At 37.8% G+C, this 25,318-nt stretch carries 33 protein-coding genes; 7 read left to right on the top strand and 26 right to left on the bottom strand.

What is annotated here, in order from left to right; all coding sequences use genetic code 11:
• Nucleotides 1-52: 52 nt before the first annotated feature.
• On the bottom strand, nt 53-562 hold the full coding sequence (locus tag QE450_RS05125; RefSeq protein ID WP_301261394.1) for a hypothetical protein: 510 nt from the start codon (nt 560-562) through the stop codon (nt 53-55).
• Nucleotides 563-1,026: 464 nt separating this feature from the next.
• Here QE450_RS05125 and QE450_RS05120 point away from each other — a divergent pair, with 464 nt between their 5' ends.
• Both QE450_RS05120 and QE450_RS05115 read left to right on the top strand, forming a co-directional pair.
• Nucleotides 1,027-1,758, top strand: a complete 732-nt coding sequence (locus QE450_RS05120) for a superoxide dismutase family protein (protein WP_307297553.1) — start codon at nt 1,027-1,029, stop codon at nt 1,756-1,758.
• Nucleotides 1,759-1,970: 212 nt separating this feature from the next.
• The gene (locus tag QE450_RS05115; RefSeq protein WP_273615656.1) at nt 1,971-2,282 is read left to right on the top strand and encodes a hypothetical protein; all 312 of its coding nucleotides are present in this window, start codon (nt 1,971-1,973) and stop codon (nt 2,280-2,282) included.
• A 32-nt stretch (nt 2,283-2,314) separates the two neighbouring features.
• On the opposite strand, the gene QE450_RS05110 is transcribed toward QE450_RS05115, so the two are convergent.
• Together QE450_RS05110 and QE450_RS05105 are read right to left on the bottom strand one after the other, a co-directional pair.
• A complete protein-coding gene (locus QE450_RS05110; protein ID WP_307297549.1) occupies nt 2,315-2,854 on the bottom strand; it encodes a hypothetical protein in 540 nt (179 codons plus the stop codon).
• A 77-nt stretch (nt 2,855-2,931) separates the two neighbouring features.
• Entirely contained in the window at nt 2,932-3,453 is a 522-nt protein-coding gene (locus tag QE450_RS05105) for an HPP family protein (RefSeq protein ID WP_307297545.1), read from the bottom strand.
• Nucleotides 3,454-3,568: 115 nt separating this feature from the next.
• On the opposite strand from QE450_RS05105, the gene QE450_RS05100 reads away from it, so the two are divergent.
• Nucleotides 3,569-4,468, top strand: a complete 900-nt coding sequence (locus tag QE450_RS05100; protein WP_307297543.1) for a LysR family transcriptional regulator — start codon at nt 3,569-3,571, stop codon at nt 4,466-4,468.
• Here the strand turns inward: QE450_RS05100 and QE450_RS05095 are convergent.
• The 3 genes from QE450_RS05095 to QE450_RS05085 form a co-directional block, all read right to left on the bottom strand.
• Complete coding sequence (locus QE450_RS05095) at nt 4,463-4,951, bottom strand: GNAT family N-acetyltransferase (RefSeq protein WP_307297540.1); 489 nt, start codon at nt 4,949-4,951, stop codon at nt 4,463-4,465. The genes QE450_RS05100 and QE450_RS05095 overlap by 6 nt on opposite strands.
• A 46-nt stretch (nt 4,952-4,997) precedes the next feature.
• Nucleotides 4,998-5,486, bottom strand: coding sequence for a tetratricopeptide repeat protein (locus tag QE450_RS05090; protein ID WP_307297537.1), 489 nt, complete (start codon nt 5,484-5,486; stop codon nt 4,998-5,000).
• Nucleotides 5,487-5,628: 142 nt separating this feature from the next.
• Entirely contained in the window at nt 5,629-6,198 is a 570-nt protein-coding gene (locus QE450_RS05085; RefSeq protein WP_307297535.1) for a ribonuclease domain-containing protein, read from the bottom strand.
• A 201-nt stretch (nt 6,199-6,399) separates the two neighbouring features.
• On the opposite strand from QE450_RS05085, the gene QE450_RS05080 reads away from it, so the two are divergent.
• Nucleotides 6,400-6,681, top strand: a complete 282-nt coding sequence (locus QE450_RS05080) for a hypothetical protein (protein WP_307297532.1) — start codon at nt 6,400-6,402, stop codon at nt 6,679-6,681.
• Nucleotide 6,682: 1 nt separating this feature from the next.
• Here the strand turns inward: QE450_RS05080 and QE450_RS05075 are convergent, their stop codons facing one another.
• Together QE450_RS05075 and QE450_RS05070 are read right to left on the bottom strand one after the other, a co-directional pair.
• Nucleotides 6,683-7,135: a WapI family immunity protein gene (locus tag QE450_RS05075; RefSeq protein WP_307297529.1), complete on the bottom strand. Its 453-nt coding sequence runs from the start codon at nt 7,133-7,135 to the stop codon at nt 6,683-6,685.
• Between the two features lie 54 nt (nt 7,136-7,189).
• A complete protein-coding gene (locus QE450_RS05070; protein ID WP_307297526.1) occupies nt 7,190-7,642 on the bottom strand; it encodes a WapI family immunity protein in 453 nt (150 codons plus the stop codon).
• 146 nt (nt 7,643-7,788) lie between these two features.
• Here QE450_RS05070 and QE450_RS05065 point away from each other — a divergent pair, with 146 nt between their 5' ends.
• Nucleotides 7,789-8,064 (top strand): hypothetical protein, encoded by a 276-nt coding sequence (locus QE450_RS05065; protein WP_307297523.1) that lies wholly within the window; start codon nt 7,789-7,791, stop codon nt 8,062-8,064.
• On the opposite strand, the gene QE450_RS05060 is transcribed toward QE450_RS05065, so the two are convergent.
• The 6 genes from QE450_RS05060 to QE450_RS05035 all read right to left on the bottom strand — a co-directional run bounded on the left by QE450_RS05060 (nt 8,059) and on the right by QE450_RS05035 (nt 12,296).
• Entirely contained in the window at nt 8,059-8,871 is an 813-nt protein-coding gene (locus QE450_RS05060) for an imm11 family protein (RefSeq protein WP_307297521.1), read from the bottom strand. The two genes, QE450_RS05065 and QE450_RS05060, sit on opposite strands and share 6 nt — an antisense overlap.
• A 54-nt stretch (nt 8,872-8,925) precedes the next feature.
• Complete coding sequence (locus QE450_RS05055) at nt 8,926-9,768, bottom strand: imm11 family protein (protein ID WP_307297519.1); 843 nt, start codon at nt 9,766-9,768, stop codon at nt 8,926-8,928.
• 67 nt (nt 9,769-9,835) lie between these two features.
• On the bottom strand, nt 9,836-11,182 hold the full coding sequence (locus QE450_RS05050) for a copper amine oxidase N-terminal domain-containing protein (protein ID WP_307297515.1): 1,347 nt from the start codon (nt 11,180-11,182) through the stop codon (nt 9,836-9,838).
• Between the two features lie 203 nt (nt 11,183-11,385).
• The gene (locus QE450_RS05045; RefSeq protein ID WP_307302597.1) at nt 11,386-11,577 is read right to left on the bottom strand and encodes a stalk domain-containing protein; all 192 of its coding nucleotides are present in this window, start codon (nt 11,575-11,577) and stop codon (nt 11,386-11,388) included.
• Nucleotides 11,578-11,589: 12 nt separating this feature from the next.
• Entirely contained in the window at nt 11,590-11,844 is a 255-nt protein-coding gene (locus QE450_RS05040; RefSeq protein WP_307297511.1) for a stalk domain-containing protein, read from the bottom strand.
• A gap of 14 nt (nt 11,845-11,858) precedes the next feature.
• Nucleotides 11,859-12,296 (bottom strand): hypothetical protein, encoded by a 438-nt coding sequence (locus QE450_RS05035; protein WP_307297508.1) that lies wholly within the window; start codon nt 12,294-12,296, stop codon nt 11,859-11,861.
• Nucleotides 12,297-12,474: 178 nt separating this feature from the next.
• Between QE450_RS05035 and QE450_RS05030 the strand changes: the two genes are divergently transcribed.
• A complete protein-coding gene (locus tag QE450_RS05030) occupies nt 12,475-13,425 on the top strand; it encodes a copper amine oxidase N-terminal domain-containing protein (RefSeq protein ID WP_307297506.1) in 951 nt (316 codons plus the stop codon).
• 159 nt (nt 13,426-13,584) lie between these two features.
• Here QE450_RS05030 and QE450_RS05025 read toward each other — a convergent pair whose 3' ends face one another.
• The 5 genes from QE450_RS05025 to QE450_RS05005 form a co-directional block, all read right to left on the bottom strand.
• Entirely contained in the window at nt 13,585-13,872 is a 288-nt protein-coding gene (locus QE450_RS05025) for a barstar family protein (protein WP_307297503.1), read from the bottom strand.
• Between the two features lie 96 nt (nt 13,873-13,968).
• Nucleotides 13,969-14,409 carry a ribonuclease gene (locus QE450_RS05020; RefSeq protein ID WP_204824707.1) on the bottom strand — a complete coding sequence of 147 codons (441 nt, stop codon included), beginning with the start codon at nt 14,407-14,409 and terminating at the stop codon, nt 13,969-13,971.
• Between the two features lie 371 nt (nt 14,410-14,780).
• The gene (locus QE450_RS05015; protein ID WP_307297497.1) at nt 14,781-15,101 is read right to left on the bottom strand and encodes a cupin domain-containing protein; all 321 of its coding nucleotides are present in this window, start codon (nt 15,099-15,101) and stop codon (nt 14,781-14,783) included.
• A gap of 49 nt (nt 15,102-15,150) precedes the next feature.
• Complete coding sequence (locus tag QE450_RS05010; RefSeq protein ID WP_307297493.1) at nt 15,151-16,353, bottom strand: MFS transporter; 1,203 nt, start codon at nt 16,351-16,353, stop codon at nt 15,151-15,153.
• Nucleotides 16,354-16,647: 294 nt separating this feature from the next.
• The gene (locus QE450_RS05005; protein ID WP_307297490.1) at nt 16,648-17,763 is read right to left on the bottom strand and encodes a glycerol dehydrogenase; all 1,116 of its coding nucleotides are present in this window, start codon (nt 17,761-17,763) and stop codon (nt 16,648-16,650) included.
• A gap of 389 nt (nt 17,764-18,152) precedes the next feature.
• On the opposite strand from QE450_RS05005, the gene QE450_RS05000 reads away from it, so the two are divergent.
• Entirely contained in the window at nt 18,153-18,650 is a 498-nt protein-coding gene (locus QE450_RS05000) for a YhjD family protein (protein ID WP_274170406.1), read from the top strand.
• A 359-nt stretch (nt 18,651-19,009) separates the two neighbouring features.
• Here the strand turns inward: QE450_RS05000 and QE450_RS04995 are convergent, their stop codons facing one another.
• The 7 genes from QE450_RS04995 to QE450_RS04965 all read right to left on the bottom strand — a co-directional run bounded on the left by QE450_RS04995 (nt 19,010) and on the right by QE450_RS04965 (nt 25,227).
• The gene (locus QE450_RS04995; RefSeq protein WP_273615638.1) at nt 19,010-19,261 is read right to left on the bottom strand and encodes a hypothetical protein; all 252 of its coding nucleotides are present in this window, start codon (nt 19,259-19,261) and stop codon (nt 19,010-19,012) included.
• Between the two features lie 135 nt (nt 19,262-19,396).
• Entirely contained in the window at nt 19,397-19,726 is a 330-nt protein-coding gene (locus QE450_RS04990) for a hypothetical protein (protein WP_069327821.1), read from the bottom strand.
• Between the two features lie 321 nt (nt 19,727-20,047).
• Nucleotides 20,048-20,617, bottom strand: a complete 570-nt coding sequence (locus QE450_RS04985; RefSeq protein ID WP_273615637.1) for a xanthine phosphoribosyltransferase — start codon at nt 20,615-20,617, stop codon at nt 20,048-20,050.
• Nucleotides 20,618-20,697: 80 nt separating this feature from the next.
• The gene (locus tag QE450_RS04980) at nt 20,698-21,876 is read right to left on the bottom strand and encodes a glycosyltransferase family 4 protein (RefSeq protein ID WP_273615636.1); all 1,179 of its coding nucleotides are present in this window, start codon (nt 21,874-21,876) and stop codon (nt 20,698-20,700) included.
• Between the two features lie 102 nt (nt 21,877-21,978).
• A complete protein-coding gene (locus tag QE450_RS04975; protein ID WP_307297472.1) occupies nt 21,979-22,791 on the bottom strand; it encodes a Cof-type HAD-IIB family hydrolase in 813 nt (270 codons plus the stop codon).
• Nucleotides 22,792-22,813: 22 nt separating this feature from the next.
• Entirely contained in the window at nt 22,814-23,581 is a 768-nt protein-coding gene (locus tag QE450_RS04970) for a pseudouridine synthase (protein WP_307297467.1), read from the bottom strand.
• On the bottom strand, nt 23,572-25,227 hold the full coding sequence (locus QE450_RS04965) for an RsmF rRNA methyltransferase first C-terminal domain-containing protein (RefSeq protein WP_307297464.1): 1,656 nt from the start codon (nt 25,225-25,227) through the stop codon (nt 23,572-23,574). The genes QE450_RS04970 and QE450_RS04965 overlap by 10 nt, the downstream gene beginning before the upstream one ends.
• Between the last annotated feature and the right edge of the window lie 91 nt (nt 25,228-25,318).

Below are 25,318 nucleotides of genomic sequence, written 5' to 3'. Positions count from 1 at the left end.
TACAATATAAAATAAAACAAAAGAGCCACTAAATATGGCTCTCGTGTATGTATTAATAACCGCCTGTATTTGAAGCCCAGACTGGACCTTTGCCAGTAGCATAAAGAACAACGTTTCCATCATCTTGTACAACCAGGCTATCTCCAATTAATCCAGCAGGTACATTACCTTTATAATGTGCATTGCTCCATCCTTTAACATCTGCTGTCCAAAATGCGATACCTTTAGAAGGATCAGTAACGCGCAGTGTGTTAGGGAGAAGTGTTAATGCTTCTGGATATCTTTGAAATTCACGACCTAAAAATGTGTCATAGTATCTGAATACATCACCATCTGTATTGGTATCCCACATTGGAATGCCTGCATCGCGATACAATACCAAATTGCCATCGTTTTGCATAACTAGATTAAATCTACCACTTGGGGAGGATAACATCTGACCTTTAGCCAATGTCTCGCCAACGTTCAGTGTACTTTTAGCAGATGCAGCTGAAGCATGGTTGAACTGAAGCATAAATACTGCAAGTAAAACTAGAACAAACTTTAACGAAATACTTTTCATCATCATTTCTCCCTTTAAATATAATTTTAATTCCTGCCATAATATATTACAAATTTCAGGTATTATCAACTAATATTTAACATTATATATAATTAAAGGATTTAAAGAGTGATCGGTTATTTTATATAGTTTTTAATACAAATCGGGTATATTTTAATAAAATTATTACATTATAAGTATGATTGCTAGCTTCTAAATATAGGAAAAACAAAGCTAAATAGCTTCATTTACTTCAATCGATATCTATTTTTAAATCAACGCTAAAAAGTAATTTTAATAATTCTAATGATTATTTGATCATTTCTACTGGTTTTATTTCTATATCTTTATACAAAAAGATCACATATCGATATCTATTATTGTATGTATATATTCCTGTAACTTTGAGCACTTCTGCTTACAATATATTTTTAAGGGTATAAATGTAAAAAGAACCTATTTATTCAAAGGAGGAATTTGAACTTATGAAGAAGCCTTTAGGTAAAAAGCATATGGTACTTTCTTTTCTTGGTGGAGCTTTATTTTTCTCAGGAATTTCGTTTGCGGCAGATGCGACGACAGTCACTCCGAATACAGAGGCTTTAAAATTTTACGTAGATGGTGAACAAAAAGTCACTTCAGCTCAATATAATAATCAAGGTAGTGTTGTCCCGCAGTCTTTTACGTATAGTGGAACAACCTATGTACCTATTCGTCATGTAAGTGATCTACTTGGAAACAAAATGTACTGGGAACCTCATTCTGCTACGATCTCTGTAAACAGTCCAGTCGTCGAGATCAAAAATGCTAAAGGCGAGTCCATAGGTACAGCGATGCTGACACAAGATCAGAATAATGTGGATATCAAAATTAATGTCAAAAATCTACCGGCAGGCAAGCATGGAATTCATGTTCACCAATCGGCTATTACCAATAACGATTTTGCGACAGCAGGATCACATCTTAATCCAGGCGGACATGAACATGGTCGACTCAATCCCAAAGGACAACATACAGGCGATCTACCTAACTTAGAAGTAGCCGCAGATGGTACAGCTAATGCCACCATGGTATTACTAAATGCCAGTCTAGAAAAAGGAGATGAACATTCTCTTTTAGGTGCTTCTATTATTATTCACGCTGCTCCTGATGATGAAATGACGGATCCAACCGGAAATTCAGGAGATCGTATCGCTGGAGGAAATATTCCACAGTAATCTATAGTCTACACGTTGCTAAATAGAACGCTAGCTAAAAAACTCTCTATATCACTAGAGAGTTTTTTAGCGTTAACATATAATATATATCTTCTACTTTTAATTTGTTCTTTGCCGTAGGCGTAATGTCCAAAATAGTCTAAAATAGAAGTATCTTTCTCTATAGACTATACTGAGGATATCGCATTCCTTTGTGAAAGAGGTGTACATTCATGCCTATTCTTCGTAAGCCGATCAGACGCACAAGACAGATTATCACATTGATGGCTATTGTTGTCGTGGCTGTAACGTTTCTATATGTGAGCAGTATCAAGACTACAGAAGGTGTGTTCCGCGTAATTGGAGTGACCGATCAAGGAATTGTTGTTCAACAAGGTCAGCAAACAGCCAATCTCAAAACGACACCAGACATTATGCAATTGGTACAGATCGACCAGCTTTACTTTATCCGTTATCATTCAGACTGGATACGTAATCCCAAGTTAGAAGATATTCAACTGGTTGCTCCAAAAAGTGCAGGGTAAGGCAAAATATATCTGTTGCTTACCTGCACTTTTTATTTAAGAAATCGTTCTACTAATCCTGTAGCACTGACGTACTTGGGATTATAGTGCAGACGTAGAAGTACCTCATCTGTTGCTTCCCCTTTCACTCCTTTTACATAGAGAGTTCCTTTTCCTTTGTCTTTCAAATAACGACTGGTTTCTCTGTTAGAAGTGGTATCGCTAGTGTTGGTATGTTCATTGTCTTGTGAGTACATAAATGCAGTTTCAAATGTTCGATATCCTTTACCAAATACATACATATACTTATATCCATCGTTTGGATCATCATCTGTACCCAGACTCAAAAAGTAAATCTGCTGTTTCTTATGGTCTGCATGAGACTCTTGTAACCATTCATCTACAAACTTTTGGTGCTGCGGTTCAATCTGATTGAATTCGTATGTATAAATGTCTTGCAGTAACGGTTTCTCTACTTCTTGTTGGTGCTGTAAGATAGTTGGCTTCGTATATGTAGAAGGTTGTTCTGTACTTGTGCAACTGGTCAGCAAGATCATACTTGCGATAGAAGTATTAATAAAGATTTGTCGCATATCTTCTCCTGTCATAAGGCTTGGTAATAGAAAAAGGATCCTATCAAAAGATATAACCTTGATAGGATCCTTTTTTATTATATCCAAAATGTAGGATATTTTCTATTTTTGATTAAATTATTGTAGAGCACAGCTACGCATACGATGACAATTGAGCCGATTAACACCGGAGTCACTAGAAAAGACCACGTACTTGCTGCGGTTATAACTACAATAGGATTGGCACCAGCAGGCGGATGAGTCGTTTTGGTCAGTAACATTAGCGCGATGCCTAATCCAACAGCAACCGACAAAGACCAAATACTATTTCCCCAAAGATGATACACTGCTAGACCGCACAAAGTTGTGACCATGTGTCCACCTATAATATTTCTTGGCTGTGATACAGGAGCCTCTGGCAGTACAAAAGCCAGCACACAACTTGCTCCAAAAGGAGCTATTACTAAAGACCATTGCAATCCTTCAGCAATACTTTCTAATAGAAGTATCGTCAAAAATCCTCCTACAAAAGCAACGACAGCCTGCCATATATTTATTTTCAAAGGCGACCTCGCATGTGTTACGAATTTAGCAAAATAGGCTTTTATTGCTTTCTCCACTATCATTACTCCTCTATCCATAATGTTCTCTATTCAGAGTATACACGAATATAAGGTATCTATATAATGAATAATATTGATAAGTATTATCTAATAAAGTGATGGAGTGTTTATGATGCTAAATCAACTGGATGGTAAATATATTTATACGTTTCTCAAAACATATGAGCAACGCAATATCAGTAAAGCTTCGATAATGTTAGGCTTTTCTCAATCAACGGTGACGAATCATATTCAGATTCTGGAAGAACTATTACATGTGCAGTTATTCTATCGAACGATTAACGGTGTCATTCCTACAGAAAAAGGAAATATATTTGCAACATATGCTTATACGTTATTACAACTGACCGAAAAGTTACACGATAATCTTCATGAAGTGCAAGGAATTGTTCGAATTAAAGCGTTGGAATCATTTTGCGTGACTCACTTCTCCAAGCCCATCTTCGATTTCCTAGAAGATTATCCGACATCAGAAATTAAATTAACAACAGGTTTTCATCAAAGTATGATCGATGATGTGATTAACCAAAAAATCGATTTGGGTATTGCGCCTATCGATCCCAAGCTTAGTGCTATTCGCTATACGCCTATTTTAGAAGAAGAATTTGTCTTGATCGCCTCTACCCGGGTAAGTGAGGAAAAGCTACTGAGTCATGAAGTTCGGATGATAGGCTTCGGCAGTAATTGTATTTATCAATCTATAGCTAATAAAGTGCTTGTCGATCATGGCAAGTTGGATTATCAGAATATTGAGTATGCTAGCTTAGAAATGATCAAACAAACAGTGCTAAGTGGTATAGGTATTGCGCTCGTTCCCAAGTGTTCTGTAGAAAGTGAACTTCAAGCCAATACGTTAAAAATAGTATCTCTCGGTGAACCTATTATGATAAGTCATGGCATTATCGAATTAAAGTCCAAACCTCATAATGAAATTACAGAGTTATTCAAACAACGTATTATTGATCACTTCCAAGTGAATGATTCACTATCCACCTCATCTATACATTTATAAGACGAATAACATTGTAATCGATGTGCCAACAGTACCTACTTCTTGAAATCCTAGCCGCTTATACAAACGCACCACTGGATTGCTCGGGTCAACACTTAATGAGACTTGAGCAATCTGCTGTTGTCGCAATTCAGTAAGCAATGCTTCCATCAGTGCTGTACCGATACCCTGCCCGCGATAATCATCCAATACAGCTAATCCTAACTCTGGCGTCACATCATCAATATAACCATATCCCTGATTATCTTCGGGTAAGACTCTAGCGGTTACAGCTCCAATCGGTTGTTGTTGGTCGTTGATTGCTATATAACCCACATCTCCAGCTTGACCCCAATGTTCCACATACTTTGCTAAATGTGGTTCATGAATTACTTCCCGCTCAAAAGGCTTTTCCCCTTCACGTACATATAGCGACAAATACAACGTCTCCCACAAAAAATCCTGATCATCTGCTGTAACTGCTCGGATACTCCATGTATGCATATTAAACAGCTCCTTTTATTTATCTATGTAATCTGTGCATTCCTGCTTACTCCCACACCTGATCTAACTTATCGGCATAAAATAAAATCGCTCGATGATACTGTTCAATCCCTTTATCACTGGTTGTCTCTGCAAGTTCAGTCATTAATAACTTCATTCCTTCTGCATATTGTTCTAGATTGTACAGTACCATCGCATAAAACACTTTAAATTCTCGTTCTTCAGGATACTCTTGAATCGCTTGCTTGAAAAGAGCCGCTGCCTTGTCATAATGAGCTAATGTGCGATAAGTACTACCGAGTCCCAGCATCGCTCCTTGACGATCTTCCCCCTGTAATCCATTGGCGAGAGCTTGTTCATAATAAGGCACAGCTTGCGCTTCTAATCCTAGATTATCATACGTCCATGCCACCTGATATAACAACACAGGATCTTTGGGATCTGAAGACAACAGATTCAGTAAAATCGTCTTTGCTTGTTCGGCTTGTCCATTTTTGCGTAATTCAATCGCTTGTTGCATCTGATTATTTGTCATCTTGGTTTTCCTTTCCACTTGTTGTTATACTCCATTCTTGATTCGATTGATCATCTGTACGTATAAGATCGCTATCATTATAACAAAAGACCGACAATCATTGTCGATCTTCGCTATTGAATATAGAGTTGGAAATACCATTTTATTTGATCTGTTGAAATGAATCGTAATGATCGGTTGTTTTATAGATCAAGCCATCGGTAGAATACAATATCCGATTGGCTCCCCGAAAACCAGATGTGTAGTTGATATCAGCTTCATGCCATTTGCGCCCTTTGGATGTAGGCAACAATTTTTCGTAGTTACTAAAATAATCGCCACCAATACTTTTACCAGGGGCAACTTTATCCAGATTACCTTTCGACGATTCCCAGCCCAACGATTCTGCTTTGGACTTGGTGATGTAGTTACAAGGCAATTTTTTGTATTCTTTTAGATAATTCGCAACGCCATCAAAGGTATTGATGACTTTGCACGTATTCGATGCATTAGACTTGCTGGTGTTGCTACTCTGGTTATTTTGGGCTTGCCTAGTGTTGCTTGTCGATTTACTTGATGATTGATTCGGTGTCTGCGAATCATTTGAATCAACCTGTGCGGTCTGATTAGATGCTGTCGTACTTGTATTTGTAGAAGATCCATCTTGTAATTGGGTGATAAAAATAACACCCAATACCAGAATCAGTACAATACCTGATAATATCTTTTTCAACAAAAATGCCCCCTGTTCGATCTCTCTGTGTTGTGATTGATTATACTCTCCATGATAACATACCCTTTTTAGAGAGTATTGATGTAGGTTAGCGATATGATGTTGTTGCGGTATACTGATGAGATGATTTTATTGAATGTATACTCTATTACATAGTAAGAATTGAAAACATTGATCATAATTTAAAAGGAGTACTTCCTATTGAAATCCAAAATGGTATTACTAACTATAGTGCTTAGTCTGGCTTTATGTATCACTATGATCCAACCTCAGCTTGTCTATGCTGAACCATCTAATCAAAGCGATCAAGCAATAAAAGATCACCTGATGAAACAATATGGTCTATTACCTGCTCCACCTGAAAAACAGCCTTCTCTACTTGATCCATATCAGGCGGATTTTGGAGTCAGCTTTGGAGAAAGTGATTCTGTATCTTCTTTCTTACCTACTGCACTTTTACGCGTTTATTTTCGCTTGATCTGATCTAGTTATTATATCGACTGCATCGCTCTGGAAATTTTTTTAGCATCTCATCAATTTCTTCAATCTTTTGTTGTAATACTTCTTTTGTAGAGCAGATGATAAACTTTTTCTCATATTCATCTTGATCCGATTTTATTAGCTTTTGCGGATAAAACGCATGACTTAATCTAAGCTCAATCTGCCCTTCTTCGATATAAGAAACTTCAATTTCCGGATCCATAAATGCTGCGAACTTCCATGTCATCTGGTTATCTCGCACCGAAATTAACCAATCTCGTAACCCTTTCAATTCCGAAGTCATCATAGACGGACTGATGGCTTCCCAATGAAATCCATTTTGATCTTGAGCAATAATCTGTACGGTTAGCCAATCATCATACCATTCTTCTATACCTTCATACTGATACCCTAAAATCTTGATTTCTACTCTTGCGTTACCATCTATCCATAACATATGATATACCGCCTTATTTTAAAAATTTATGTATAAGATATTCTATACATCAGCTTATTGCTTGGTGGAACGCTGTGGAAATTCTACAATCATGTGATCCAATTGCTGTATGAGATCGTACAAAACGTCTTCAGGCAATTCCATAATGAGATTTTTTTCTATCGTTTGTCTACCATGCTCCATTAAGGCTTTAGGATAAAAAGACTGAGATATGCCTATTTCTACTGTTCCATTTGGAATATATGTAAAGCTTAATTCAGGTTCCATAAAATAGAACGTCTGCCACACCACATTCTGTACTCGTATCGAACCAAACCAATCTCGTAAGTCCTGTAATTCTTTAGCAAACATACAAGAACTGCTCGCTTCCCACTGTAATCCATTCTCATCTTGAGCGATCAACTGTACAGTTAACCAATCGTCATACATATATTCAACTTTTTCTAGGGGATAATCATAATGTAAGATGTTGAGTTCAAATCGGATATTTCCACTAATCCATAACATGTGATGTACCGCCTTTATTAAATTTAAGTGCAAGTAGTCAGTATACCAAACTTCACGAGTGACATCACTTTGCTATCAGAGTGACCGTATACAGCTAAAATAAGCGATGCTACGATAATGGCATCACTTTTTTGGAGGTTTACATTATGGACGATTTTGAAAAAGATTTTAATCAGTTTAAGTCGATGCGGATGGAAAGTATAGCGAATACCATTATTTATGGATCAGAAGAGTATAAGAAGTTGATGTTGGATAGTGATCGACTGTTTACCGAGTTATGTACATATGTGAAGCCAGAGGGAAGGAAATTGTTGATAGATTATTGTAATGTAGTGACTCTGCTACAGGGAATAGCAGAGTCGGTAATGTATGAGCAGGGGTTAAGAGATGGAATCAAAGTATTATCAGCAAAAATATTATAAAGTTTCTTTTTCTACTTCGTGCCATTTCAATTCCAACCAGTTAGGCGGTATATATACAGGTTCATAATATGAATATTCTAACTCTTCTGTAAATTGTCTAACAATCCATTCGCCATTCTTAGCTAACTGTATTTGAATGGTTTCATGGGCTACTGCTTTTCCATCTTTTATTAATTTTTCAGCATCTGACCAGTTCATTTCTAAACCTTTATTGAAATTAACTTGATCTATATATGTCTGATATTTTTGTTCTTTTTCTTTTTGCATATCTTCTGTGAACTCAGAGTTCCATACTTCTATAAATAAGAAACCTTTGAGTTTAGATTTTAATACCAACTCTTTGAATTCATCCGATACATAACATCTTGTACTCAATGATTCTGGAATTTTAAAGATATGTCGTCTAGTGTCTTGTAGAAATTCTTCTTTAAAAAAGATTTCATTATACCCTATAACTAAATCCAAACTTTTGTAAGGAACAGACTTAGATTTATCAACACAATCCATTACATTCAAAATATTACACATATACATTTTGTAATCAGGATTAGACATAGGTAAAAATTCTACATGCTCTTGAATAAGTGGCTCCATGATTTTTTTAGCTTTACCACTAAAAATAGGACGGCCCAATCCATATTCAGGAAAATCTTTTCCTTTACCTTTTTTCGCCACTTCTACTTCAACCGATTTCCAATTACTTTGAAGAGATTCTCCTTCTAAATAAGGAAGAAGTTTACGATCATTATCATTTTTAGTATATACACGCATACCTTCTGGATCAGATTTTAACAACCAAATTTTCATATAATACTCCCATTACAAATATTTATACATAAGCAGAATGATCAAAATATAGTTTTAAATAGTACTTTTATCTACCTCTTGCCATGTAAGATCAAGCAATATAGGTGGTATATACACAGGACTAAAAAACTCATACTCTAGATTTCTATTCAGTTGTCCGATTAAAATCTCACCTTTGGAATTGTATTGAATTTTCCAATCTGCACTAATGGCTGCTTTATCTAGTTTTAATTTTTCAATGGCTTCGTTCCAACTTAATGGATCATGTGGCTGATTATTAATTTTAATAATGTAAGCATCATATTCTTCCTTTATACGTTGTTCGTGTTGTTGCTCCAATTCAAAATCAGCTTCAGAATCCCAAATTTCTATAAAATCAATCCCTTTGATATCATTAACTAAAAGCAGTTCTCTAAATTCATCAGATACAAAATACGTCAATCTAGTCAGTCCAGGTATTTTAAATATATGCCTTTTTTCATTATCTTTTAATACAGATTCTAAAAAACAGATTTTACTATAGCTTCTTATTTCTCCATCAAGGATGGTATCAGGAATAGATTTTTCAGCATCTACGCATTCAATCACATTAATAATATTGCATATATAAAAATTAAAATCAGAATGTTGTACAGGAAGAAATTGAACCAAATCATTAACAAGTGGTGTCACAATCTTGAATACCTTCTCGCTAATAACAGGGATATAATTTAAATAAATAGCATAATCATTGTATTTATATTTTTGGTTGACTGTAATTAACTTATATTCTTCTGGCCATGATACTGGTAAAACTTCTCCATCAAAATAAGGAAGTTCAAATTCTATAGACTTTTGTAGATCAAAAATATCTAAACTGATACTGCTTGTATTAGGTTTTATTTTCCAAATTTTCATCTGATACTCCTCTTTAAAAACATTATTTTTCAAAGTTATTGAGTTCTAATTTAACTTTTATCCTATATTAAAAAAATGAAATATAAGATTTCACACTAGGATCATTCAAGTAATAATCATCAAAAGACATAAATTCATATTTGCGATTAGTATAATTGCCTCTTATAACACTTCCAGAAATATGATGACCTAATCCTAAACCATAATGAGTTTTAAATTTCCATTGTCCATTCGCATCTTTATCCATAGTAATAAAATCTTCGTCGGAACTAATAGAATACTTATCTAAATTCTCATTAGTTTGTTTAAAAGACCAATTGTATTCCGTATATACATAAGCGATCTGATCATCCGCATATAATACTGCAACATTTTTAGGGTATGTTTTATATTCTGCTTTTCCTCCTTCAATCGCTTGCTTCTTACTATTCGCAACTTCAAATGAAGCATATAATGCTTTTTTAATTTCTTTTACCTTCTCAGGTTCATTCATTTTAAGGTTGTTCACTTTATCATGAATATCATCTAAATAAAGAGCCTGATTCCAAGATGTTGAAGTATCTACTTTCCAAGCGTTATTCACTCTTATTAAGCGAAGCCATACTGCTCCAGGTTTTCGTGATACTTTACCTATCTCTAAATAAGGAACTTTCACCATTACTTCATCATGAGATATAAAAAACAGATGTTTAATTGTCCAATTTGTTACTGTAAGATATGGTTCTGGCCATTGTTCATCAGAGAAGGCTGTTTCGATCCAACCTTCATCATGTTCTAAAAAAGCAGCAGTATACATTGATAAATCTGGACTGTATCCTTCTGATGATCCTGTCATATAATGATTCACAAATTCTTTGACTTGATTCACTTGTTCAGTTTTATTATCCCAAGAATCCATTTTAACTATATTTTTTGAAACATCGTATTTCACATCATAATTTAACAAAGCAGCTATAAAATTAACCGGTATATACAAACGCCCATTTTTAAAAGTTGCAGTTGTTGGCATTGTTATATACTCGTCTGCAAAATCATATATGTTATTATTAATATAAATTTCTATAGTATTATCACCATCTCTAAATACTAGACGATTAAGAATTGTACTTGAAAGAGACTCTTTTCTTTCTACCAAAGACCTCTTTTCCCAACCTAGTGGTCTGCCTACTTTGAATCCAGTATTATTCAACAAATCTGCTGCTGATACCATCATTAATCCATCCTGCATAAAACCTTGTGTTTGAATAGTTTGTTGATTACCTTCTGTATTAATTTGTAGTGAATATGATTCTAATTTTGAAGGTTTTAGCTTATTCTCACTATCTGCATAAGCGATTGTAGACACAGGCAAACACTGCACGAGTAGTCCTGCTACAAGTACTCCTTTGATAATCAATCCATATATTTTTTTCATGTACAAACCCCTTTTATGTATGTTTTGTTACTAATAAGTACTCTTCCTATTAACGGCATTTGCTTCTATTTAATTTACATTTTTATTTTCTAGTTATTATCTTATTAAGCACAACATTCAGAATTTGAAATTTGACTACATCTACTAACAAAAAAAGGCTATTACTGCATCACACAGTAATAGTCTTTTTCCAATATATCTTCCTATCTATCACTAATATTCACATGCAATATTCCATCTACAGTAGAAGCATCCACTTGTGCACCTATCACTTCAGATACAAATCGCAAAGGAACCATCACATGATTAGGATATAATGGCATAACTGGAGCATCTACAAGTGTTTTGGCTTCGCCATCAACATAAGCTATTTTTCTACCTATTGTTAGTTCAATCTTTGTACCTGATTAGGCTAAGATAATGACCTGTTGCTTTTGTTTATCCCAATCTGTTGTCCCTCCTAGATGATCGGATACAAAACGAATTGGAACATATGTTATATTCGTTGTTTGCTCGATATAAGGTCCAGCATCTCCATTTTTTTCTATAGCTATAAGTGTACCATTGACTTGGACTTCAACCGTAAAGATCGCTCTAGCTTCTGCATGATTGGCTGTAATCATCATTAGAATTAGGCCACACCCTAATATCCATTTATACATATGTAAATTCTCCTCTATTTTAAAGTTATCTCTTTCTGCTCGATCACATTATTATCCCTTGTAAATACTACCTTATATACTCCACTTTCCCACTGTGTATTATGTAATGGCATTTCCCAAGCGGCTAAATCTCCCGATTCTTTTTCTTCCTTGATCTGCATGACTTTGCCATCTGACTTGCGGGTGACTGTTAGTTTAGCTTTTTGATTTAATTGTACATAAGGTTCATCTGGATAGATTGCTATAGCGAACAGTTGTTGATCGTTCGTAAAAGTTACGTCATCATCTACCATACCCGGTAGATCATCTCGATGTTGATGTCCAATTTGTAGATCGAACGATTGGACTCGTGTAGGATGTAATAACTGATAGAGTAGTATAGATAAACATAAGCTACCTAAGATAACCATCACCACTATCCATAATCTGAATGATTTGATGCGAATTTGCACATTATTTGCTCCTTTATTGGTCATAGTACTTTCACTTTCTTATAGGTAGAATCTTCATTTCTATATACATATGTAATAACAAAATAGAGATTAATCATAGGGACAAACTTTAATATATGTTATATTTTATATAATGCAACAAGAAACATCCATTATTTCAGCAAAGGAGACTATCACTATGCCATTTAGCAACCTACATATTAAGTTATTAACTACATGTATTCTCACTACTGCTCTACTTTCAACCGCTACTCCTTCTATTTCTGCTGCCACTAAGCCTATTGAAGTCGTAACTGCAACAGGAGTCGTTCCAACCGATGTCCCTCCTTATATGTTCAAAGGAACAGTAATGGTATCTTTACAAACGATTCAACAGATTCAACCTTCTGACATTCGCTTAACTTGGGATCAGGCGAAGCAGACAGCTACACTTTACTATACCGATAACGCTCAATCTCCATTACAGTTCCAAGTCGGAAGTACTTATGTTAAGGTCGATGGTAAACATGTAACCCTTGCTCAACCTGTGATCATCCACAACAAGCGTGTTATGGTTCCTTTACGTGCTATTAGTCAATTGATGGGATTGTCTGTACAGTGGGATCCTAAGCAAAATCGTATGGTTATTGGCAATACGGATCATCTATCTTCATCTGTTACGTCTACAGATTCTCTCGCGCAACAATTAGCCGTAGCACGTAGACACACACTGAATCTCAAGCAAGTTATGGTTCCACCTGAATTGCCTAGCATGGGACTGATGACAGTTACTTCTTATTTTCCTATAGGTGTATCCAATCGATATTTCCAAGATAATGGTGGACGAATTATTTATTATGAAGTTCGCAATAACCAGGCACAACAACTCTGGGCTGCGACATATGATGATAATAAGCCAGCGATTAATAAAGGTCTTTTATTCTTGCCTTACCAGATTACTAAAGAAGTCGGGACAAGACCTGTGGTATCGACACCTTTAGCTTATTACAAGGTCAATGCTTCTGTAGATAATCTATTCTACGGGTTGATCGATATCAATGGAAACCAACAAGAGATCGGACGAGTAGATGCTTCTTCGGCAAAACAAGCTTTACCCGTTATAGAGCAAGAATCAACTGATTTAAAATAATCAGCTTTGCTTATGATATGCTAACTCTTAGCACTTCTCTAGCAATCCAACTGTAACCAAACACAAAAAAAGCCGTCGCTCTTATAAGCGCAGCTTTTCTTTTTACCTTCTCAGTGATACATGAAATCTCTCTATATTGCCTATCTTAATCTTCTATATTCAATCTTCCACTTCATCCCTTACCCATATCCGAAAGCCATTACCTTCCGCTTGAGCTTCTTCCAATACACTCAGCACCTGATCGGCTTTGTCACCTAGACGTTGACGGCTTACACCATAGTTCAGCCACTCCATTTGTAATGGCAATTCGATCATACCTGTTAAGCAATCCCATAGTGCATCTAGATTTTTCCCATAAAATTCAGGCAATTCTAGCTTCTGCTGTAAAGTCTCATGTAATTCGGCGATTGTATGAAAGTCTTCGCCATTGATCGTTACCATTTTCATTATTATCTCATCCTTTACATCTTAAAGTGCTATTCATAGCGATATGCCAGAAGCAATTATCTGCTCTGGCATACGCGTATGAACAACGTTTATGTTCTACATTTTGGTAAATGAAGCATAGTGATCTGTTGTTTTGTACACTAGACCGTCGTTAGAGTACAAGATACGATCGGAGTTGCGGAAGCCGGAAGTGTAGTTAATATCTGCCTCACGCCATGTGCGTCCACTTGCTGTTGGAAGTAATCCTTCGCGGTTGCTGAATACATCTCCACCAATACTTTTACCCGGAGCTACATCTGCCAAGTTTCCTTTAGAAGACACCCATCCAAGCGCTGATGCTTGAGATTTCGTAATAAAGTTACAAGGCAATGTCTTGTTCGCTTTGATGTAATTCGATACACCTGTAAATGTGTTGATAATCGTACAAGTCGCTGCTGAAGCTTTTTCTGGCTGCGCAACAGGTGTTACTTGTGAACCGGTAAAGAAGACAACCGTTAACATCAATGCAAGTAGTGCTGTGGACAAAAATCTTTTCATTTTCCAGCCTCCTATGTAGCTTGTATTGGATGAACGTTGTTAACTTATAACGTCCTATGCACATTATAGGTAACAAGCATTCTCTTTACCATTTATATCACACAAGTTTGTTTAAAATTTTAAAATTAATCGCTTTATTTGTAAATATTTCTAAATATAACGTAAAATGAGAGTAAAAAGGACGTATTATGTACTACCTATTAGCTATATACGTATCATTTATATTAATATACACACTCTTTTTAATTTTACCATATTAATCCATAGAAATCTGAGATTCTCTAATTGGTTCTAGGTATGCCTTCTATATAGATAAGGATATAAAAATAGCTACCTCTTCACTTCATGTAAAGAGATAGCTTGATGTGCGTTTACAATTTTAACAAATCTTCGCGAATCGGAGTAAATACATCTAGCAGAGCAGAATCTTCTTCCAGTGCTACAACTCCATGACTGGCATGAGGCGGAATATTGATAGACTGTCCTTGAGTAAGTGTTGTCTGCTGATTATCGATCGTGAATGTAAATGAACCCCGTAGACAATAACTCATCTGCTGATGAGGATGGTGATGCTGGTATCCTTCTGCTCCTTTGGCAAAGTGAACTTCCATCATCATTAAGCCTGCATTGGCATTGAGAATACAGCGTTTCACCCCTGGTTCTGCATCTTCCCATACACCTAGATTGCTCATATCGATTCTGCCTCCTTTTGGCGATTAAGCAGTATACATTCTATTATCATCATGCCTTTACTGCTTCGTGTGCATCTGTACGTTTCCATTTGCGATAATTGCCCATAATAATCAATAACAGAATTAAAAAGGCTACCGCATAACTAGCGATCAACATTAAAGACACTTGAATCGGTGCACGATCCATCGTATAGCCGATCAATACAGGGAATACTGCATTACCGAAGCCTGCAAATCCTGTAATCAGACTGGTAACAGTACGCGCCATACCGGGTAGTGTATGATTGGCATAGACCATTGTGATCGAATAGACACCCGACATCGTAAATCCTAACAATGGCACTAACAGATACCCTGCCCATTCTTGACGGAATACAAGGAAGGCTAGCAGAACCAATAGACTAAGCGACATACTAATCAATAGAAAACGACTGTAATTCACACGACGAATAATCCAACTGGTTGCAAGTCGTCCAACGACCATCGCTCCCCAGAATGCACCAATACTGATCGAAGCATAATATTCCGAACTACCGAAATACGTAATAAAGATAGATGATAAGAAATTATTGAGACTGCCTTCAATTCCACAATACACAAAAATCATCAGCAAAAATATGCTTAATAATACTATTTTATGTCTGCCTGTTACCATAGCAGAAGGTGCAACTTCTACCGCATCGACAGCTTGATGAGCTGAGGACTCTTCTTCACCAGAGTATTGAATCCGCATCCATACGATCCCCATCACAAGCGAGATCAATCCTGTTACTGCAAATACCCATTGCCAGTGCCCGAGTGCGATAAAACCGCTTGCAAAAACAGGCATCCCTAACGCTCCCAGACCAAACGACACTTCCAAATAACTCATCGTTACTGCTCTACGACTTACAAATCGCTCCATAACTAGCGCAGCGACTACAACTTCAATTGCAGATACACTTAGACTGTTAAAAAAGTTCAAGACTGTAATCCACGAATACTGCGGTAATGTTAGCATCATCCCCTGCGTTATAGCGATAACAAGAGCAGAACTTGCCAGCGTTACCTTTTCACCAAAACGGTGCATCATATAAGCAGACAATGGAACTCCGATCAGGAATCCGATTGAACCGATGAATACCAGTGTTCCACCTTCAGTATAACTTAGATTGTAATGCCCGAGTAACTGCGGCATGATCGCTCCAATCGTAGTGACGACTAATCCTGCTAGAAAATACATCAGATATGAAGCAAACGCAAACTTTCTCATATTCCCAACCTTCCTTGCACTTACGCAACCATCTTTATTTACTGGATAAAAAAATACTTGTTGATCTCTACATTCTTATATCCTATCTTTCCTACCCTATCAGAAAATGTCGAATAATGAAAGCAAAAAAGCCTACTTTCACCAAATCAATGGTAAAAGTAGGCTTTTGTTTGTACTATAAAAAATCGTATGATTATATACTCACTTCTATATTATACCGTTACTACAGTACATCACTACAAAAATACTATAGTATGCATCACTAAAAGTGTCATATATTCAGATACGGTTTTATTAATTTTTCAATTTAGCTTTGTATGCTTTGGAGTATTGATCGGCAGCGATAATAGCATCTTTGACATCATCGGCGGTCACAGGGAACGGAAGATTATGAGCAGTCTCATCTGCTTTGGTAGCTGCTTCTGCTACACGATAAAGATCTTCATCTGTTGCATCTTGTAAATGTAGATCTTCTAATGTAACAGGTAATTCCAAGCTGATATAGAAAGAAATATAACGCTCGATTTCTTCAATAGAACGTTTTTCAAGTGCCAGTTGCGACAATGTACCAAAAGCGACTTTTTCACCATGTGTCATATGATGAATCTCTCCATCTAATACAGTGAATCCGTTATGGATCGCATGTGCCGCGGCTAGACCACCACTTTCGAATCCTAGTCCACTTAGTAGCGTATTCGCTTCTACAACTGATTCAAGCGCAGGTGTAACCACTTTGCGTTTGACCGATTCATAAGCAAGTACACCATAATCGAACAATACTTCTTCACATTTACGGGCAATCGCTTCAGCCGCAATCGTAGTCAGACCGCCCGCCATGGTTGTTGCACGCGCTTCGATAACTGCTCTTGCTTCTACCCATGTTGCCAGAGCATCTGCTATACCTGACGACAAGAAGCGTGGCGGTGCCCCTGCAATCGTTTTGGTATCGACAAGAATCAAGTCAGGATTTTTATTGTAAAATTTATAACTTTCGAATACACCTTCATCTGAGTAAATAACAGAAAGTGCACTGGTTGGCGCATCTGTAGAAGCAGTTGTCGGGATAATCACACTATATCCACCCAACTGATCGCTAACTGCTTTGGCTGTATCTAACGTTTTACCGCCACCTACACCAACCACGATAGTGGCTTGACCTTCTTTACCCAGTCCAGCTAGGCGATTGATCTCATTGGTTGAAGCTTCACCGTTAAATACGGCTTTGGTGTACTGTACACCCGCTTTGTCCAAGCTTTCTAATACCCGGTTACCTGCAATATCCCAGACAATATCATCGGCAATTACCAATGCTTTGCCATCGCTAATTCCTTTTACATATTCTCCTGCTTTATCAGTAACATCTCTACCCTGTACGTATTTTCCCGGGCTGATAAATATGCGTTCTGTCATGAAGATCTTCCCCTTCCAATATATCCATATTTGGTCGAATCGATCCTATTACTCCGCTATGTACCTGATGTGTGTACTTCCTTTTGTATTGCAAATCCTATTTATTCATTACAGTATTGATTAGGAAACGGCAATGCGGATCAATAGTCTCTTCTTATAATTTCACCAAAACTGACCTTTATGAACACTAAGCAGGTTAGCTTTTTCCTTTTCATAGGGTAAATTATTAATTGATCATGATGTTAATAAGGTGTAATCAAATATCTATAATTCTGCTAACAGCGAATCATATTTTATTTTGTTCGCCTTTTTTACGAACAAAGTATTGCATCTTTACAAGTTATACCATATAATAAGAACATAAGTTCTTATACTAGGTGGTGATATGAATGGCTGTATTTTTATCCGAAGAAGAACGCTCTCTGGTAAAAAGCTATCTGTTGCTTGTTTATATTCAAAAGAAATTTGATCGTGATGCTAAGTCGTTAGAAGAAAGCAATCAACTACCGTCGGCTGGATTATATATGGAAGTGATTCGTAGCGGTATGGACCGCACTAATCTATTGTTGTCAGAAGTTCGTCGTGATCTACGTAGCCATAATTTGCGATTGTACGAGATTGATCAATCGGCTACTCATGTTGAAGCTCAGATTCTGTGCAGTGGTCATCATGGTACTTTTCAATTAGGCATCACCGAGTTTCATCAAGAAGCGAACGAACGGATGCGTGCTTATCTGGGATTGTCTCCTGTTCCAGCTGTTCATACACCTTCGTCTTATGAAGATCAGGGTTCTCCACATCCTGCAACCGTGTCTAACAATACCAAGTTACGCGAACCTTCTCGTTACTCTGGTTATCGTCCTTATCGTACAGGTACTCTTGGTTAATTACAGTTGTTCTAGGGGTTAACAGATAGATATGACCTAGATTCAATCCTAATCATTGTTAGTGAAACCACACATTTCGCTATACTATATTTTCATTCAACTCCTTGAATGGCTTTTATATAATAAAAGCATCTATGATCTGTCTGCTATTTAGACGATCAATAGATGCTTTTTTTTGTGCAATTGTGCATTACTTTTCTATAGAACTTTGGATCACTCTCTGTAGAGCTTTAGATCAATCTCTCAAGTTCTTATTTTAATTACGATCATTTTGGTTATAGATAGATCCTAATTATGATATCGTTCGCGTGCTATTTAGCCTCACATACATGCTATATAGTATTTACAAGTATAAAGCTTTATTCCTCAGATGCTGGATGTACTGTATCTTCCATTTCATCTAAAGGGCTTCGACGCTCTTCTTTGGAAGGTTGGTAGATATAGCTACGGCTTAATTTCACTACATTACGATTCGGGCGACGAATCAATACCTGTTCATCATCCCATGCTACTACAATACCACGAATATCATTTTCTCGAATATCGTCACGAACGACACGGACTTTCTCACCGGATACCCGATATGCATCTAATTCATCATCTGTAATCATCATGTCACCCTCTTTTCTATTGTATTTATGTGTACAAAAAAAGACCTAAATGAAATCCCATTTAGGTCTGATAATTTGTTGAAATGTCTGTAGATTCTAGTTGACTGTAACGACAAAGGATTTTCCTAAAGCGGATTAACGCTGTGCAGGTTCTTTGGTATCATTTTTCTCGAACCAGAAATCAAGCACTTTAGCTGACATCACACGTTGTTCTACATATTCTACTTGATGAGCTGAAAATTCTTGCTCCCAAGCAAAATCCAGGTCTTTACACAATCCTACAATGGTCAATAGTTCTGACCAGGCAACATAGCGTTTATACCAAAAGAACTGAGGATGTTCAATCATATAGGGATACAGGTCATCAAATTCAGTGTGCTTACAATCCAAAGCACGCTCGAAGTGAATTTTTGCATCGGCTAGTTTTTTGATGAAGAACTCTTCAGTAATCGGTTCTTTCCCCATTGGTCTGCCTCCCCTCGATAACATATCTTTATTATAAGACAAATATACCCCATTTGGAAAGAGATTGCTCATATTTTCAACAAAAGGTTAAAGATATTTGTAAATGTAGTGACAGATGTGTAGATCGTTCACTTCATAATCATCTGTTGATTACTATGAGTTGCGTCTATACAACCAAACAAGAATATGGGTTATATTGTAACATATCGGAATCTTCTTTACCGAATATAAGACTTTGTTGCAACAAATTTTATTCAACTAGAAACTAATTGGTGAAATTGTCTATCTACATCCTAACTACGTCTAGTATACCACTTTGGATCACCCGAATGTAATTTGTCCATCTTGAAGTGAAGTAATTTTGACCAGTGAATCCAGACGAATATTCTGATCACGAATCGCTTGTGCTCCACTTTGGAAACATTTCTCGATTACAATACCTACTCCTACCAACGTTGCACCGGAACGTTCAATAATTCGAATCATTCCACGCGCCGCATCTCCATTAGCAATAATATCATCAATAAATAAAATACGATCATTCTCGGTAACGAATTGACGAGATAGCATAATATCAGTCACTATCCCTTTGGTAAAGGAAGGCACTCGCTCGATCAAAGAATCAGGATCAGCAAGCAAAGTCTTTTTACGGCGTGCAAAAACAAGCGGCACCCCTAATTCAAAAGCTGTTGTAAAAGCGACTGGAATCCCTGAAGACTCAACAGTGACTACTTTGGTCACACCTTCTGTACGATATAAATCTGCAAATTCTTTACCCATACGCATAATCAGTTGTGGATCAACTTGATGATTCAATAGTGCATCTAATTTCAGCACATCGTTAGACATAACCGATCCTTCTGCCAAAATACGTTCTTTTAATTCTTCCATTTTCTCCGACCCCCATCACCGGTATTCTTGTGTTGCCTTACTGTAATCATATCATTTATTGTGTGCTAAGATTGGCTTTTCTATTCTGGTTCATTCGGTAATATAGATACATTCGATACCGACTCTACTGAATTTTCAGGTTGAAATTCAAGGTATAGCTTTTTGAGTTCATTTACAATATGGCTTAATGAATATTGAGTTTTGGCTTTTTCCCAGCCTGTACGCGCCAATTCATACCGATACGAAGGATCATTGATCACTTTCTCTAGCGCATCAGCAAGTAGCACTTCATTTTCGGGTGGAACTAATAATCCATTGACACCATCTTCAATCTGCTCGGCAATTCCGCCAATATCTGTCCCTACCAATGCTAACCAGCACAATGCGGCTTCTGCAAACACAGAACCGAATGCTTCTGCGCGCGAAGGCAGAACAAAGATATCAAAGAAAGGCATAAACTCTTCTGGATGTAATGTATATCCGTAAAAAATCGTTTCTTCATAAATGCCTAACTTTTTCGCTAAGTCTTCAAGATCGGTACGACTCGGGCCATCTCCGATGATATGCAGTACATACGCTTGTCCACGCTGTTTGAGAAGCGCGCAAGCTTCTAGTAAGGTATCTAGCCCTTTGGCAGGAACAAGGCGACATACGGTGATCAGCTGAGCCACTTCATTTTCATGAGCGATTGGCTTGAATCGTTTCTCATCAAATCCATTCGGTAATACTCTAACTTGTTCAGGACGATCTAAAAAAGGCGCTAAGTATTGACGGAACGAATGAGACACCGTCATCAAAATATCTGCTTTATGTTCTAGTTCACGGTACAACGATGTCAAAAATTGATCTTCCAATCCACCACGTTCGATTTTACCATTCAAAATCAGCTCACGTTCATAACTGGAGTGAATCGTCTGTACCAGTGGTGTATCCGGGAATACTTCTTTCATCACCATACCGACCAGTGGATGATGAGAGTGAATCAGATCGTACGGTTTATTCAATCGCATTTTCGCCCACCAGCGATAATCTTTATACGTCTGAATATACTTTTGTACGATAGGGCTTGCACTATAGATCGTCCAGTCAAACGTTTCAAAAACTACATCTTCTTTTCCTTTATTACGAATCCGTTTGGGCAAAGAAAATAATTCCATCTCCCAGCGTGCAGAACTGAACCGTTCCTGCAAATAAGGGATCATGGACGATACGCCCCCTGGCTGTTCAGGAGGAAAAAACAAAGCTTGCAACAATCTCAAAATTGTTCCTCCTTCCTGTATGCTGATAATTATTGATTGTACCATGTATTGAAGTCAACCAACACAATAAAACCGCTCAAATTAGCGAGCGGTTTGGTAAATTTAAGCAGATATCAGTCCATGCTTGACTAGAATGTGATGAATCCCATCTTCGTTGTTAGATAACGTGACCTCATCTGCCGCCGCTTTGACTTCAATTGGAGAATTGTCCATAGCGACTCCGAGTCCAGCATACGTAATCATTGATAGATCATTGAAATAGTTACCAATAGCTATCACTTCGGAAGGAGCAATTCCTTTACTTTCAGCCAGTGCTTGTAGTGAAGCACCTTTGGAAGATTGAGGATGCATCAGATCGACAAAAAACTCTCCACTGCGTAGCATATTGAACTCTGGATTCCACGTACTCCATTCTGCATACGCTTGATCTAACTGCTCAATCGAAGCAAAAGCACTTAGCTTGAGCACAGGTTCTGTAAATTCGCTCCATGGTGGCAACACTTGAGGTGTCATCAGAAAGTTATCATACATTTTGCCAGCATCTGCTTGTAATTGATCTATAGAATCCACGTATAAGCCAAACGCAGTATTGATATCAAAATGGATATGATGTTGCTGGCAGTACTGGATATAGGGATCAAGCCCTTGCGCAGCTAACGGAAATTGATGCACAATCTCTCGCGTACCTGCATGAACAGTTGCTGCCCCATTGTGGACAATCACATAACCATCCTCGTGTAATCCTAACTGTTCCATGTACGGAATCGAGTTAATCGGTGTTCTCCCTGTGCAAAATACGATCTCTACCCCCTGCGCGGCGACTTGCTTGATCGATGCTGCGGTCTGTGGCGAAATCTCATGCTGATCATTTAAAAGAGTTCCATCCATATCGAGTGCAATTAAACGGTATGTCATTGTTCACCTGTCCTTACATTTATTATTCAGTTCCTCGCCCAATCTGAACCAGTTCTTCAGCAGTCAATTCGCGGTATTCTCCAGTTGGCAAAATTGGATCTAGTTGCAAAGCACCCATAGAGACACGCTTGAGGAAGGTTACTTTTTTGCCTACAGATTCAAACATCCGTTTTACTTGATGGAATTTGCCTTCCGATATGGTGAGACGAATCTGGGACATGGTTCCTTCTGGACTTGGCGTATGAGCAAGAATCTGTAATTCAGCAGGCAATGTCACATATCCATCTTCTAGTGTAACGCCTTTGCTGAATTGAACGATATCGTCTTCGGTGACTTCTCCAAGTACATCGGCTTCGTATGTTTTGGGTACATGTTTGCGTGGTGATAACAGTTCATGTGCTAATCGACCATCATTGGTAATCAGTAGCAATCCTTCGGTGTCTTTATCCAACCTACCTACAGGGAACGGTTCAAATACCTGATATTCGATATCCAATAGATCCACCACCGTAGAATCATGACGATCTTCAGTAGCTGAGATCACCCCTTGCGGTTTGTTCATCAGCAAATAAATATATTCCCGGTAATTCACCTGTTCGCCGTCAAATTCTAACTTTTCTTGATAAGGATCGATCTGTAGTCCGCTGTCTTTGATAACTTCATCATTGACTTTGATTCGTCCTTGCTTGGCTGCACGTTTGAGTTCGCTTCGTGTACCGTAACCTAGATTTCCTAATATTTTATCGACGCGTTGTTTTTTGACTGTTTTCTTCATAACCTTTATGTCCATCTCCATCCTGCTGGATATTCATTTTTAAGCATACCATCTAGCCATTTGCCCCATCCGACGGAATAACCGTCTATACATACCAGTACGTATCCTTTGGGCAAAGTATCTGCATTCCGTTCTACTCGCTCGGCATCTATCGTTAATGTTTCTCCTTTTAAATAAGAAATCGCTTCGGCTGAATGAGATTGCAGTTGAATACAGCGCTTCGCTTCTAAAGGTTGCAATGCGGTAGCAAGCGCATGCGATGGGGTGAAACGTCCATTCTTTATCGTACCTACAAACCAACCCGGGCGTACCACTTTAAGACCTTTGAGTTGCTCTTCTGTAATCGGAGATTGATAGATACGTCCACCGAAATGAATCCAGTTCTGCGACCATTCCAATTGTAGTTCACGTGCTGTAAATTCTTCGATCACTTCAATCATAGATAAAGATTCATGCTGATCGGCAGATGGAGCTTTGCTATCCGAACGACGTTCTTTACCTTTTTTACCTGAACGGCGGTCGCTTTTCCAATCTTGTTGCTCTTTAGCAGATTGGCGTTTATCTGCACGTTTGGGTTTGTCAGTATACGCTTTGGAAAATGTAGATGATTGTGTTACTTGTATCAAATGACTCTCTTCCAACTCTTCTGCTACTCCCTGATGATCCAGTACACAGATATAATGACCTTCTCCTTCAATGCGATGAGGCCATAGTCTAGCGCTTTTGGCAGTCTGTTCTAGTGAAGCTGTTGAGAGCGATTGATACGGAGTATCGCTATCGACATCCAAAGCTGTTCCGCTCAATACTGATGTTCCTGCTTGTAATTCCTGTTCTACTTGATGTGCCCAATCGCTATGACCGGTGGCGAAATGTTCTGCTTGTCGTGGTGTAGTCACTTGAAAGTCAGCATGCTGATCCAAAAATACAGCGATACTGCGCTCATTTTCTTCTGGAGCAAATGTACAGGTCGAGTACACGATTCGTCCGCCCGGAGCTAGCATTTTAGCGACAATATTCAAAATATCTTGTTGCATGATCGCACAGCGTTCGACTGAATGATTCGCCCATTGGCGTGCCATATCTTCATCTTTGCGGAACATGCCTTCACCTGAACAAGGAGCATCGACTAATATTTTATTAAAAAATCCTGCAAACTGCTCTGCGATATGCTCTGGCGTTTCATTCAACACAACTGCGTTACGTACACCGTATAATTCCATATTTTTGGCAAGTGCTTTGGTACGATCTGCGCTGATATCATTGGTCACCAATATTCCTTGACCACGTAGAGCCGCTGCAATCTGTGTAGACTTGCCTCCAGGAGCGGCACATAGATCAAGTACCCGATCCCCCGGCTGTACGTCTAACGCTTCTACAGGAGCCATTGCACTAGGTTCTTGAATATAATAAAGTCCTGCATGGTAATAAGGATGTTTGCCCGGGCGTGTGCCTTCTTCTACATAATATCCGGTAGGACACCATGGGATCGAACGCAACGCAAATGGAGTTATATGTTGAAAATCCTGATCGGTGATTTTGAGTGTATTGATGCGTATACCTGCATGGGGAGATTCTTGGTAGCTGTCTATAAAAGACTGGAATTCATCACCGAGCAAATCTTGCATCCGCTGCACAAATAGCGGCGGGAGTTGCAAAGCCATAATTGGTCGTTCTCCTTTAATTGGGGTGGTTAATAGATACACTTGTCTGAATCGATCCAGACAAACGTCATTTTATTTTACCATAGTTTAA

The organism is Paenibacillus sp. SORGH_AS_0306, from assembly GCF_030819345.1.
Classification (GTDB): domain Bacteria; phylum Bacillota; class Bacilli; order Paenibacillales; family Paenibacillaceae; genus Saccharibacillus; species Saccharibacillus kyungheensis.
This window is presented reverse-complemented; position numbering and strand designations above follow the sequence as displayed.